Source organism: Pelotomaculum propionicicum (genome assembly GCF_004369225.1).
GTDB lineage: Bacteria > Bacillota > Desulfotomaculia > Desulfotomaculales > Pelotomaculaceae > Pelotomaculum_B > Pelotomaculum_B propionicicum.
The window spans coordinates 31,115-43,917 of the sequence record NZ_QFFZ01000012.1; the positions used below are offsets into that span (position 1 = coordinate 31,115).

Here is a 12,803-nt window from a genome sequence, read left to right on the forward strand (position 1 = left end):
TTTCTGAAGAAAACCCTTCGTCCCGCTGTAACACCTGTAGTAAATTAAAAAACTTAGCTTTTTTTAGCCTCGATTGTGACAACTACCGAATTTTCCACACCGCCCCTGATAAACTTTATTTCAACCTGACTGCCGATAGCTGTCCCCTGCACCAGCTCGATCAGTTGATTGGGGTTGGTAACACCGTTGCCGTTATAACCGATGATCACATCACCCTGCCGCAAACCTGCGGTGTAGGCTGGGCCGCCTCTTACCACCGAGGCTACTATCGCCCCGTTAAGGTCACTTAGCCCAAAATACTTTGCCGCCTCCTTGGTCACAGCCTGGAGGTAAACACCAATATAGGGATGATCAACACTTCCTTTGTTGACCAGGTCTTCAAAAACAGCTTTAACAGTGCTGCTTGGTATGGCAAAGCCTATACCCTGGGCTTCTGCGTTGATAGCGGTGTTTATCCCTACGACCTCGCCCTTCAGGTTAAGCAGCGGCCCGCCGCTGTTGCCGGGGTTAATGGACGCGTCGGTCTGGAGCAGGTTTCTGTACTGCTTATCTTCTATGGTCATGGGGCGCCCCTTGGCGCTGATCACTCCAACTGTGACGGTGTGGTCGAGCCCGTAAGGATTACCGATGGCCACGACCCAGTCTCCCACCCTTACACTGTCGGAATCACCCAGGGTCACGTAGGGCAACTCCTCCTCGGCGTCAATCTTAAGCACCGCCAAATCCAATTCGCTGTCCGCCCCCACCTTTCTGGCCGGGTACGGTTTCTCCCTGCTGGAAAGGGTCACTTCAATCTCACTGACACCGCTGATAACATGCTCGTTGGTTAAGATATAGCCGTCAGGCGATACTATAAAACCGGAACCTAAACCGTGGCTCTCCTGCGGCTGCGTGGGGATGCTGTACTGGTTGCCAAAAAACTGCCTGAAAAACGGGTCGTTTAAGAACGGGTTGCTCTGGCTGACATTGCTTATGGTGGTAGTGTTGATTCTGACCACGGCAGGGCCGGCTCCTGCCACCATATTCGGAATCACATCGGGACCGAGTCCCGGCAGCGGCGCTGCCTGCACAACACCGTTATCCTCCGCCCAGCTGAGGTGGGGCAGACCAGGCCAGTTCCCGGCAAAGGCAACAGCAATCACAACCAGCACTCCCGCCAGGAAAGCGCCGAATATCTTTACCGCTGGTAACTTGAAGAGCCTCATCACAGAACCTCCTTTAAAGATTTCCCTACAACTAATTGTACTTAGATTTTCACTTAGAAAACTGAAAATTACATGAAAAATGCTTTGTTTAATTTTTAAATCCATTTCAGTCTCTTGAACAACAAGAGCATAAGCCCGGTTACACCGGCAAGGATAACCGAGATTGCTAAAGTTGAAAAACTCATTTCCTGGTAGGGCAGCGGCACGTTCATTCCAAAAAAGCCGGTCAAAAAGGTAAGGGGCATGAAAATTGTGGATATCACGGTCAGCACACGGATCGCTTCGTTGGTACGGGTGCTGATTAAAGAGTGGTAAGTGGTAAGGGAAGCGTCTACCAGGTCCCTGTACCCGTCCAGAGAGTCGGTAATCCTCTCCAGGTGGTCGACCAGGTCTAAAAAGTATGGCTTGATATCTTCCCTGATGTCAAAGTAAGGGTGCCCCCCGGCGTTGATACTGGTAAAGATCCTGCGCTGAGGTATCACGGCCCGGCGGACAGTTAAAATGGTTCTTTTTAATGATAAGAATTCCTCGGTAATCTCTTTGCTGGGCTGACCGTATATTTCATCCTCCAGCTCGTCGATACGTATGCCAAGGCGGTCCATGATGGGGAAAATATCGTCCGTGTTGCCGTCGATGATCGCATAAAGGAAAAACTCCATTCCTTTATTTAAAAACTGAGGGCTTTTAAGGCTGATTTTCGCCAGTCGTCCCAGCACCGGCAGCGTTTGCCTGTGAACTGTGACCACAAAGTTCTGCCCCAGAAAAACGTTCAATTGTTCCAGCGCTATCTCTTCTTCGGAATCTTCATTGTACCTTATGGCGTGCATGGCAAAAAAGTAGTAGTCCTCATAATTATCAAGCTTGGCACGAGGGCTGAAGCTGAGGCAGTCCTCGACAGCCAGCGGGTGGAAATCAAAAATCTGTGCTACCCTTTTTATCTCCTGATCGGTGAAGTTAAATAAATCCACCCACAACACGTCTTCTTCGTGTTTCAGAAAACTGTCCTTTTCCTGCAGGTTGACATCGTGATACATTTTCCTTTCCAGGTGGCTGTAAAAGTAAGTCTTAATCATTCTAAACACCCCAGACTGTCAAACAAGATAATAGAAATTAAATTCAAACACCCATCTTTTAGCTTGCCACAACAAAAAATAAAAAACCTTCCAAAAAGAAGGTTTTTCACCCAATAATAACTACAACAAACCTTCTCCACTCGTAAAAGTTTTGACACGTACACAGCTAGGGAAATTCCCAGCCACATTAAGTAAAACCTTAAGCCGGCAGTACCTGTTAACCCGTAGGCGTCTCTCGACATTTCCGGGCAGTGGCATGTGTCTGTGTAGAAGCCTCACCTAACGAAGAAATTATTAATTTTATACATTCAATATATAGAAAAAAAATCCGCTTGTCAATCAACCTGCCAGGCTGTCTATAAATTTAGATAATACAAAGTCCATAGTGTTGAAACAAGCATAAACCCAGAAGAAAAGAAAAGATGGCCAGGTGGTTCGGGTGCAGGCCGAAGCGCTTGGCCAGCAGCGTAAATTACCTGGCGGGCAGGGCACACAGCTTGCTAAGATAATAGCTGTGACCGTAACTTGTTACCGCCTATATTTAACTCAGGTTTTCCTCCCTTGAAGATACCATAATTTTGTGACCTCATTGCCCTGTGTTACATATATTTCTAACTATTATATACAAAGTGTTACAACTATTTACAATATAGACTAAAGTTTTACATACAACAATAAATTAAATATTCACTGGATTTCTTAAATTTTTTACAGGATTATATTATTTTTCATAGAATAGTTAAAGATTGCAAGAAAAAACTGCTATGTGCAAACTGTCAGCGCTTTTCAAATAATATTTTCAAGTATTACTTATATTTACCTTTTCTGTCGGGATAATAATATAGTGTGTGCTACAGAAAAATAATATTAACTAACTTGCCGGGATAGGAGTAAAGACATGATGAAATTTCCTTCACTAAAGATTGGCCGCCTGGTACCCCGCTATCCTATTATCCAGGGGGGAATGGCCCTGCGGGTTTCCACAGCACCGCTGGCCTCTGCCGTGGCCAACGCCGGCGGAATTGGTGTCATCGCCGCCACAGGCATGACCATTCAGGAACTAAAAGATGAAATCCGGGCAGCCCGCCGTTTCACTAAAGGCATCATCGGCATCAACATCATGTTTGCCGTGCGCCAGTTCGCCACTATGGTCCACACTGCCATAGAAGAAAAAATAGACGTTATCTTTACCGGCGCCGGTTTTTCCCGTGATATTTTCAAATGGGGCAGGGATGCCGGAGTGCCTATTGTCTCCATTGTATCTTCCGCGAAACTGGCCCGCATCGCTGAAAAACAAGGAGCGTCCGCTGTTGTTGCCGAAGGTATGGAGGCAGGCGGGCACCTGGGTACAAACCGCTCTATCGAGGAAATCTTGCCCGAAATAGTTTCCAGTGTAAAAATCCCGGTTATCGCCGCAGGCGGCATAGTTGACGGAAGCGGTATCGCCAAGATGCTTAAACTGGGCGCCAGCGGGGTTCAGATGGCCACCCGTTTCGTCCTGAGCGTGGAGTGCGCTGTGGCTGACGCTTTTAAACAGATGTATTTAAAGGCTGCCGCTGATGACGTGGTGATTATCCCCAGCCCTGTGGGCATGCCCGGGCGGGCGCTGCGCAATCCCTTTGTGTCCAAAGTCCTGGGTGGAACGGCGGAAAAGCCCGTAGAATGCGACGGCTGCCTGAAAGACTGCTCCCGTCAGTACTGCATCATCAAGGCGCTGGAGTATTCACGCTCCGGCCGGGTAGACGACGGAGTCGTTTTTGCCGGTAAAAACGTACACAAGATCAAGGAAATCCTGCCGGTCCAAAAAATCTTTGACAAGCTGGTTACAGAAGTTGAAGAAACACCCGATTAAAAAGCTATGGGGCTGACCCGAAGAGGAAAGCCCCATTAATTTTATAGCTTTCCACAATCCACCACACCCTAATGCTGTTGCTTCCCTTTTATAAATCAACCTTGGTTAAGATTATTTTAAAGATTGTTAAGAAAAATTTGTAAGATAATACTCTTAATTTCAAAATATGACAATAATATAGATTATTTGACTTTATTTAAAGGATTTTTTTAATCCGCATCATAATATCCATATGGGCTGAAATTATATTTTAAGGGGTTAATAGAAAATGCGGGATTTTTATATGAGGCACTGGAACATGATCATCAACGTGGCTATTCTGGTGGCGACACTGATCATTGCCGCTATTGCTTTTAAACTGGTAATACCATATTTGCTTCCCTTTGTCCTGGGCTTAATTCTGGCCGTTGCAATAGATCCAGTAGTCAATCTTTTTTTGAGATTTAAAATATCACGTACAGCAGCCACAGCCATGGCTATGCTTGTCACCCTGAGCATTTTAGGCATTATCATCTGGCTCGCCATCTCAACACTGATTGTGGAACTGGCCAGGTTTTTGGCCAACCTGCCCCATTTCACACGTGTTATCGAGACCCAGTCAATTTTGTTTGCTGAAAAGCTTCAATCGGTTACCGAAGGACTCCCGCCTGAGTTCGCCGGCCATTTTAATAAAAATATTGAAAACCTTACCGCCGCCCTTTCCGACAAGCTGTCCATGCTGATCAAGGATACCCTGGAATATATCACAACCCTGCCGACACTGTTTCTGATCGTGGTGATCATGCTTATCGCAACCTTCTTCCTGAGCAAGGACCTGGTTAAAATAAAAAACCGGGTAGCATCGCTGATCCCCCGTGAATTTCACAGCAAACTGCGGATTATGACCGACCACCTTTACTGGGCCAGCATCGGTTTTATCAAAGCACAGATCATTCTCTCCATTATTTCAGCCCTGGTTATAATGGTGGGCCTGCTTTTTCTGCACACCGACTATATTGTCACTATTTCCCTCCTGGGCGGTCTTTTCAGCCCAGTACCGGTCCTGGGTGTGGGCGCGGTTTTCATCCCGCTGATTGTTTTTAACCTGATGACGGGAAACAACTTCCTGGCTTTATGGCTGCTGGTCCTTTTTGCCATAGTGGTGGTTATCAAGCACTCTCTGGAGCCAAAGATTCTGGGGGAAAATATGGGTATCGACCCCTTGAGCGTGCTGATCTCCCTCTATGCCGGCTATGAGCTGTTAGGTGTGTACGGATTCATTCTGGGCCCGTTCACCTTGATCACCTACAACGCCCTGTTGAAGGCTAAAGCTTTCGCCTGGATCTTTCAGGAAGGAGTCCGTCCTGCGGCATACCAGGATCCGGACAGTGACGAATAGATGGCTGTAAATAACAAATGGCAGGGCTTTTTATTGATCGCCCTGGCGGCGACCATGTGGGGCGTGGCCGGCACTGCGGCCAAATATCTCTTTAACCAGCGGGTCAGCCCGTTTGAACTTGTGGAAATAAGACTGGTCCTCTCCTTTGTTTTCCTTTTCCTTTACCTGGCAGCTGTAAACCGTCCTCTTCTGAAGATCTCTTTTGCTGATATCCCCTATTTCCTTGTTTTTGGTTGTTTTGGTGTGGGTATGGTCCAGTTTACCTATCTTTTTACCATAAGCCAGACCAATGTGGCCACTGCGGTTTTCCTCCAGTACCTGGCGCCAATCCTGGCAGCTCTCTACGGCATGGTGTTTTTAAGGGAACGGCCGGACATATTCAGAGTTCTTTCATTGTTACTGGCAGTTGGCGGGGGGTTTTTCATTGTCAGGGGAAATCCCGGCGGAGGTCTGGCCGTAAACCCGGCAGGTCTTGCCGGCGGGCTGGCCTCGGCTTTAGCTTTTGCCTTCTACATGATTTACGGCAAAAAGGGGCTGGCCCGCTTTAACTCATGGACTCTGCTGGTTTATGGCTTCGGTGTGGGCGCGCTGGCCTGGAGCCTGTACATGCCGCCCTGGCAGGCGGCGGCAGGGCACTCCGCCATGAACTGGCTGTTCTTTTTATATATAACCATATTTGCGACTGTCATTCCTTTCGGGCTCTTCTTTAAAGGACTGAACTTCCTGCACCCGGTAATAGCCGGTATCATCAGCACCCTCGAACCAGTGATAGCCGCTTTTGTAGCCTGGGTAATCCTTCATGAAACACTTTTCCCACTGCAGGTTTTAGGCTGCGCTATGGTATGCGCCGCCGTGATCCTGGTACAAACTGCCCCCCACCGCTGATATGGTATTATCAGAGGAAATTAGCAGTGTAGGTTCGATTTCAATCGAACAGGCGCGCTAGCGCCGAACTAGCTTGAGACACTGGGGACATACCTCATCAACAAAGGAATACCCATTCCAATCGGGGACATACCTCGGTCATTAAGTAGTACCCCAAATAGAGATGTGTCCCCGTTCATTAGTCGATGTGTCCCCATTCCTCTGAAGAATAAATTCGCACCTACAATTTGTAGGCCCCCAGAATGTTTATTTCCAGGACAGTCTGGCCAGGAAAACCTTGAACCTTTGCCGCTGGAAGCCGCGTTACTGCGGGGACAGCCAGACAACCAACCGGCCCTCTTCAGGCAGGACTTCAGTTAAAGTGAAGCCTGGCAGGCCCCCCCCGAAATCAAGGTTCATTCCGCTTTCCGAAGACACAAAACCAAGCACTTTCCCGCTCACAGGGGCCCCGGCCAGGATTAGGCTGACCGGCTGAAAGCGCACCTTGCCCTGCCCCGCCAGCAGGAAATTACCGCCCAGTTCAAAATCCAACCCGCCTGAAGCGGCTGCCGGACCGGAAATTGCAAACCGCCCCTGGGAGCAGCGCACCGAGAGTGCCGCCTCAGTTCAGTAAGGAATTGCTCCCGGCCGGTTTTGGCCGCGGCCATTTCCCCGATCTGGATTGACAGTGCCTCATTTTTGGCGGCCAATTGATCGCGTGTCTGCTTGATTGAGTTTACCTGAGCCTGAACCCGGTCAGCCAGCATACGGACTTCTTCCAGTGTTTTCACCTGGGCTGCGATAATCATTCTAACCATCTCAGCCCTTTCAACGAACTGGTTAAAGTCAGAGACGCCCACCAGGACCTCTAGATAAGCCACAGGCCCGTGCCGGTAAAGGCTGTTTACCCAGTGGCCCAGCCAGTCGTAGCCTTCTGCCAGGTGTACGCGGCTGCCTGACAGTTCGGTTTCAGCGGCAGTGAGGGCGGCTTCCAGTGCCGGGATTTCCCTCTGTAATTTTTCCTGTTCCTGCCGGGCAGATTCGATTTTAAGATCCCAGTTCAGCAGTTCGTTAACCAGTTCCTTTTCACGCTCGCTCAGTTCAGCCTGCCTGGCCAGGTCTTTTCCCCGCTCCTCCAGTGAAGAGGGCGCTGTGTTTCCCTCGCCGCCCGCCTGGCTGACCAAACCCAGCAAGAGCATGAGTAAAATCAGAATTAAGAAAACTGGATATTTAGCTGCAAAATTTTTTAACCTCTCAGCGCTCATTTCTTTCTTCATAACCCGCGGGATGGCCGAGGTGCCAGCGCCAGGCTGTATCAACTATAGTGTGCAGGCCGGCAAAACAAGGCTCCCAGCCAAGCTCATCCCTGATCTTTTGAGAACCCGCCACCAGTACAGCGGGATCGCCAGGCCGGCGCGCCCCGTATTTCACTTTAACCGGCTTGGCCGTAACCTCTTCCGCAGCTTTGATAACCTCCAAAACCGAATAACCGCTGCCGTTGCCCAGGTTGTAAATATTTGACCGAGCTCCCGATGCCATTTTGTCAAGGGCCAGCACATGGGCCGCGGCCAGGTCGTTGACGTGAATATAATCCCTGACACAAGTGCCGTCCGGCGTTGGGTAATCGCTGCCGAACACCTCCAGGTGCGGCCGGTTGCCGAGAGCCACCTGCAATACCAGCGGGATCAGGTGAGTTTCCGGAGTGTGGTCTTCGCCGATGTCTCCCGCCGGGTCGGCCCCGGCGGCGTTAAAATAGCGCAGGGAGGTGAACCGCAGGCCGTAGGCGTCGCCGTACCAGCGCATAGCGCTCTCCAGAGCCAGCTTTGTGGCCCCGTAGGGGTTGGTGGGAAGGGTAGGGTGCTCCTCGGATATAGGGACTTCCTCCGGCTCGCCGTAAACAGCCGCGGTTGAAGAAAACACCAGGTACGGCACACCCGCCTGCACCATGGCGTCCAGGAGGGCTAGGCCTTTCACCACGTTATTGTGGTAGTAGCCGGACGGCTCACGCACCGACTCCCCAACCTGGCTGCTGGCCGCAAAGTGCATTACAGCTTCGATTTTATGCTTTTTAAAAAGCTCTGCCAGCAAGCCTGTATCACTGGTATCCCCGCGCACCAGCAAAGCTCCCCGGGCTGCCGCCGTATGGCCCCTGGAAAGGTTGTCCAGCACTATCACCCTGTGCTCTCCGGCAATCAAGGCCCGGACGGTATGGCTGCCGATGTAGCCGGCGCCCCCGGTGACCAGTATATTCATTACACTCACCTTCCCGGTTTTAAGTATTCCAATTATACCATATTATTTTGAACTGCGAATGGGCAAAAGAATACGGTCCCGATTTGCCCTTGGCTAGTCATGAACCGTCCCCTTTTGCCTCTCCCTAAAGCCACTTTAATTTAATTCTACTTACTTACCCCCGGATTTCTCCAGCTCATCCTTTCTGACATAAACCGCGCTGTGGGGGGAATATTCCGGCGCCTCATTCTGCAGTGTCGGGTTTTCAACCTCAAAAGGCGCCGGGTAATAAGAACTCAGAGGTTCGTGAATTTTACTGTCTTTTGTTTCTTTAAGATTCTTTCTTTCCAGTTTGCCGTTTGACATGCTCCAGCATACCTCCTTTGACTTATGGTAGCCTGGAGCGCAAGACATTATTCCAATGTAATATAAAAAAACATGCACTTAGAATATCGGCAAGTGTTCCGGCAACTTGAGGCCGGTTGAATAAAAAACCAGTATTTGTATGATGCAGCTGCAGAAGTCAGTCCTCCAAGGCTTTTTGGGCTGCTTTTATTATATTCTGGTACCCGGTGCACCTGCACATATGGCCTGACAATTCTGCTTTAATCTCTTCCCTGGTAAATTTTTTCCCGCTCTGTAGCATGGCGGTAGTCGACATGATCAAGCCCGGGGTGCAGAAGCCGCACTGGACCGCGCCCTCATCCACGAATGCTTGCTGTACTTTCGACAGCCTGCCTTCTTTGCACTCACCCTCAATGGTGTTGATGACCTGTCCATCCGCCCAGACAGCCAGGTAAATGCAGGAATCATACGGTTCGCCATTGATAAGCACCGTGCAGGCACCGCATTCGCCTACGGCACATCCTTTTTTCACCCCGGTCAGGTGCAGGCTGTCGCGCAGCACATCCAGCAGTGAGGCCCGGATGTCAACTTCGATTGAGACTTGACGGCCGTTTACCGTGCAGTTGATTTTTTTCGTAATCATAACAACACCCCTCCGGCCTTGACAAAGGCCTGTTTGAACGCCCTTTTGCTCAGTTCCTCCACTAATTGCAGCCTGTATTCCCGCGTGGCGCGCCAGGAAGTCCTCGGGTTGACTTCGGTGACTGCCGTCCTGCCTGTTTCCAGCAGCAGCTCTTCGCTGAAAACCCTGCCCCTGGCGATTTCTTCCGCCCGCAGGCAGCGCATAGGGGTGGGAGCCGCCACTCCCAGGGCCAGCCTGAAGTCGGCAATCACATTCTGGCCAACTATTTTGCATACTGCCGCACAGCTAAGCGAGGCGATATCCATCGCCTCGCGCATGGCAAACTTGATGTAGTGGCCGCCGAATCCCTGGTAATTTTCCTTTGTCAGCAGGATTTCCGTCAACACTTCCGCCTGCCGCAGGTCAACTTTGCCCGGCCCCAGGTAAAAATCCTGAATGGGCGCCACCCGCGTCCCGCCAGCTCCCTCCAGGCGCAGTAACGCATTCAGGGCGAACAGCGTGGGGGCGCTGTCGGACGAGGTAACACCATTGCAGATATTGCCGCCAATGGTACCGATGTTGCGGATCTGCGGCCCGCCAACCCTGCTTACCGCCTCAGCCAGGACAGGCACGTGTTTCCTGATTAAAGGGTGTCCGGCAATCCGGCTGAAAGTGGCGCAGGCGCCGATCCTGACAGTCCCGTCGCCTTCAATACTAATATCTTTTAGCGCGATTATCCCGCGCAGGCTGACCAGCTCCGCATCCGTAATCTTCCCCTTATATATCTTAACCAGCAAATCACTGCCGCCGGCGATCAGGCGGGCCCTGGGGTTGGCCTGCAGCAGCCTGATCGCTTCCTGCACGGTGCCTGCTTCCTCATAATTGACAATATCGTACATTAGCCCAGCCCCCCTATATTAAACCTTCTGCCTTGAAACGCTCAAACAGGCGGTGCGGGTTCATCGGCAGCTGGTTAAACTTTACTCCTGTCGCATCGAGAATGGCATTTCTGACAGCCGGAGCCGGAGACATCACCGGCGGTTCACCCATGGATTTATTGCCATAGGGCGCGGTCGGCTCATCCGTTTCCACGAACGCCGGTCCGATTTCAGGCGTATCCGCGGCGGTCATCAATTTATAGTCCAGCAGGTTGTTGTTCAAGGGCTCTCCGGTCGCAGGGTCAAAAATCATTTGCTCGTACAGGGCATACCCCAGCCCCATGCTGACCCCGCCGTGCACCTGGCCCTCAGCCAGCTGGGGGTTGATAATTTTACCTGAATCATGCACATTGTAGATTTCCAGCACTTTCACTTTACCGGTGGCAAGGTCCACCTCAACCTCGGCAAATGTGCACCCGTAAGACAGCGGGTTGGTTGTGGCGCTATTGGTGACATCAGCTGTAAACGGGGCGGCGCAGGCAAGATTGTAGTAGCCGTCGAGCGCCACCTCAGCCAGCGGCATGACCCTTGCGCCTTTATGATCAACTACCCAGGCGTCAGCGATATCGAGAGACTGGGGAGAAATGCCCGTCATGAGCCCGCAGTGCCGCAGCACCTTGTCCTTGATTTCCGCCGCCGCTTTTTTCACTGCCATACCTGAGATATATGTCTGGCGGGAAGCGTAGGCGCCTGTGTCAAAAGGCGTGATTTCCGTGTCCTGCTCAGAGATAAGGTGGACCATATCAACAGGGATGCCCAGCGTTTCAGCCGCCATCTGGGAGAAAACTGTGTCGCTGCCCTGCCCCATCTCCACAGCCCCGACCTGAAGCTGCACCGAGCCGTCCTGGTTCATTACAATCCTGGCGCCGGCGATTTCCAGATTAAGCGGGTAGGTCCCGGCGGTATAACAAAAACAGGCCATGCCTAAACCCCGCCGTTTCGGCCCGCTTTGCTGCCGCCGGGCCGCTTTCTTTTCATCCCAGCGGATCAGCCGCCTGCCTTTGGCGATACACTCAGGCAGCCCGTTGCTTCGCACAGTGATCCCGAGGATGGGGTCAGTATAGCCTGTCTTGTTCAGGTTTTTCAGGCGGAAATCCAGCGGGTCCAGGCGCAGTGCCCTGGCGATGTCCTCCATATGGCAGTCCAACGCGAACATCACCTGGGGAATACCGTAACCCCGCATCGCCCCCGCCGCCGGCATGTTGGTGTAAACAGTCGTGGCCGCGAATTTGATCGCCAGCTGGTCATAGAGGTGCCTGTACTTCTCACCGCTGTTGTCGACAATGGCGTGCCCGTGCGAAGCGTACCCCCCGTTCAGCGACACCGCCGTCATCTGCCTGGCTACGATGGCGCCGTCTTTCTTGACGCCCGTCTTTAATTTAAACTGAATGGCGTGCCTGACGCGGGAAGCAATAAATGTTTCCTCCCTGGTCAGCACCAGCTTAACCGGCCTGCCGCCCACAACAGTTGTTAAAAAGGCAACCAGCGGCTCCACAACCACGTCCTGTTTGCTGCCGAAACCGCCGCCCACGCAGGGCTTAATCACCCTGACGCGCCCCCAGGGGATGCCCAGAGCCTGCCCCACCACCCGGCGGCAGATATGGGGAATCTGGGTGGAAGTGCAGACCACGACCCTGCCGCTGGCGTCCATATAGGCATAGGCGCCGTGGTTTTCCAGAGCGCACGGCTGCACCGTGCTGGTGCTGAACTCGTCTTCAAAGATCTCATCCGCCTGCGCCAGCGCTTCTTCCCAGTCACCCAGCTGATATTCACTCCGGGCGATTATGTTTTTCGTTCCCTCGTGTATCTCAACAGCGCCATCTATTAAGGCTGCCTCTGCCGTTAAGATGGGCTCGTATTGCTCATATTCCACATCGATCAGGCGCAGGGCTTTCACCGCCGTCAGTTCGTCCACGGCAACAACCGCGGCAATCTCATCACCGAAAAAGCGCACCCTGTCTGTCAGCAGGCGCCGGTCTGCCACGTCCTGATGTTTTGGGTCCTTGTTATAAGGGTGTCCCGCCGTCGGAAAGGTATGCTTGGGGACATCCTCATAAGTTACCACTACGACTACCCCGGGCAGCGCCCTGGCCCTGCTCACGTCAAGCTTTTTGACCCGGCCGTTGGCGATAGTGCTGCGGAAAACCTTGACCTGCAGCATGTCCTTGACAAAAATATCATCAACGTAGTCCGCCATGCCGCGCACTTTGGCCACAGCGTCCACCCGCCTGACACTTTTCCCTACACTCTGCATTTTGCGGCTCCTTTCAGCCTGAAAAGGCAATTTTGGGGCT

General features: G+C 51.8%; 12 protein-coding genes and 1 riboswitch. Of the genes, 3 read left to right on the forward strand and 9 right to left on the reverse strand.

What is annotated here, in order from left to right; genetic code table 11:
• Window positions 1–53: 53 nt before the first annotated feature.
• On the reverse strand, window positions 54–1,205 hold the full coding sequence (locus Pmgp_RS07345) for a S1C family serine protease (RefSeq protein ID WP_134213349.1): 1,152 nt from the start codon (window positions 1,203–1,205) through the stop codon (window positions 54–56).
• Between the two features lie 95 nt (window positions 1,206–1,300).
• Window positions 1,301–2,278, reverse strand: coding sequence for a magnesium/cobalt transporter CorA (corA, locus tag Pmgp_RS07350; protein WP_134213350.1), 978 nt, complete (start codon window positions 2,276–2,278; stop codon window positions 1,301–1,303).
• 128 nt (window positions 2,279–2,406) lie between these two features.
• Window positions 2,407–2,572, reverse strand: a riboswitch (M-box (ykoK) riboswitch).
• A 607-nt stretch (window positions 2,573–3,179) separates the two neighbouring features.
• Between corA and Pmgp_RS07355 the strand changes: the two genes are divergently transcribed.
• The 3 genes from Pmgp_RS07355 to Pmgp_RS07365 all read left to right on the forward strand — a co-directional run bounded on the left by Pmgp_RS07355 (window position 3,180) and on the right by Pmgp_RS07365 (window position 6,393).
• A complete protein-coding gene (locus tag Pmgp_RS07355) occupies window positions 3,180–4,130 on the forward strand; it encodes an NAD(P)H-dependent flavin oxidoreductase (RefSeq protein WP_134213411.1) in 951 nt (316 codons plus the stop codon).
• Between the two features lie 268 nt (window positions 4,131–4,398).
• Window positions 4,399–5,508 (forward strand): sporulation integral membrane protein YtvI, encoded by a 1,110-nt coding sequence (gene ytvI / locus Pmgp_RS07360; RefSeq protein ID WP_134213351.1) that lies wholly within the window; start codon window positions 4,399–4,401, stop codon window positions 5,506–5,508.
• Window positions 5,509–6,393 carry a DMT family transporter gene (locus tag Pmgp_RS07365; protein WP_134213352.1) on the forward strand — a complete coding sequence of 295 codons (885 nt, stop codon included), beginning with the start codon at window positions 5,509–5,511 and terminating at the stop codon, window positions 6,391–6,393.
• A 303-nt stretch (window positions 6,394–6,696) separates the two neighbouring features.
• On the opposite strand, the gene Pmgp_RS07370 is transcribed toward Pmgp_RS07365, so the two are convergent.
• The 7 genes from Pmgp_RS07370 to xdhA all read right to left on the reverse strand — a co-directional run bounded on the left by Pmgp_RS07370 (window position 6,697) and on the right by xdhA (window position 12,763).
• On the reverse strand, window positions 6,697–6,876 hold the full coding sequence (locus tag Pmgp_RS07370; RefSeq protein WP_192902839.1) for a hypothetical protein: 180 nt from the start codon (window positions 6,874–6,876) through the stop codon (window positions 6,697–6,699).
• The gene (locus tag Pmgp_RS07375; protein ID WP_205077973.1) at window positions 6,852–7,637 is read right to left on the reverse strand and encodes a coiled-coil domain-containing protein; all 786 of its coding nucleotides are present in this window, start codon (window positions 7,635–7,637) and stop codon (window positions 6,852–6,854) included. The genes Pmgp_RS07370 and Pmgp_RS07375 overlap by 25 nt, the downstream gene beginning before the upstream one ends.
• On the reverse strand, window positions 7,627–8,625 hold the full coding sequence (gene galE / locus Pmgp_RS07380; protein ID WP_134213355.1) for a UDP-glucose 4-epimerase GalE: 999 nt from the start codon (window positions 8,623–8,625) through the stop codon (window positions 7,627–7,629). Before galE ends, Pmgp_RS07375 begins: the two co-directional genes overlap by 11 nt.
• A 150-nt stretch (window positions 8,626–8,775) precedes the next feature.
• The gene (locus Pmgp_RS07385) at window positions 8,776–8,970 is read right to left on the reverse strand and encodes a hypothetical protein (RefSeq protein WP_134213356.1); all 195 of its coding nucleotides are present in this window, start codon (window positions 8,968–8,970) and stop codon (window positions 8,776–8,778) included.
• 157 nt (window positions 8,971–9,127) lie between these two features.
• On the reverse strand, window positions 9,128–9,592 hold the full coding sequence (xdhC, locus tag Pmgp_RS07390) for a xanthine dehydrogenase subunit XdhC (protein ID WP_134213357.1): 465 nt from the start codon (window positions 9,590–9,592) through the stop codon (window positions 9,128–9,130).
• Window positions 9,589–10,470 carry a xanthine dehydrogenase subunit XdhB gene (gene xdhB, locus Pmgp_RS07395; RefSeq protein ID WP_134213358.1) on the reverse strand — a complete coding sequence of 294 codons (882 nt, stop codon included), beginning with the start codon at window positions 10,468–10,470 and terminating at the stop codon, window positions 9,589–9,591. Before xdhB ends, xdhC begins: the two co-directional genes overlap by 4 nt.
• Window positions 10,471–10,483: 13 nt before the next feature.
• On the reverse strand, window positions 10,484–12,763 hold the full coding sequence (gene xdhA / locus Pmgp_RS07400; RefSeq protein WP_134213359.1) for a xanthine dehydrogenase subunit XdhA: 2,280 nt from the start codon (window positions 12,761–12,763) through the stop codon (window positions 10,484–10,486).
• Window positions 12,764–12,803: the final 40 nt, after the last annotated feature.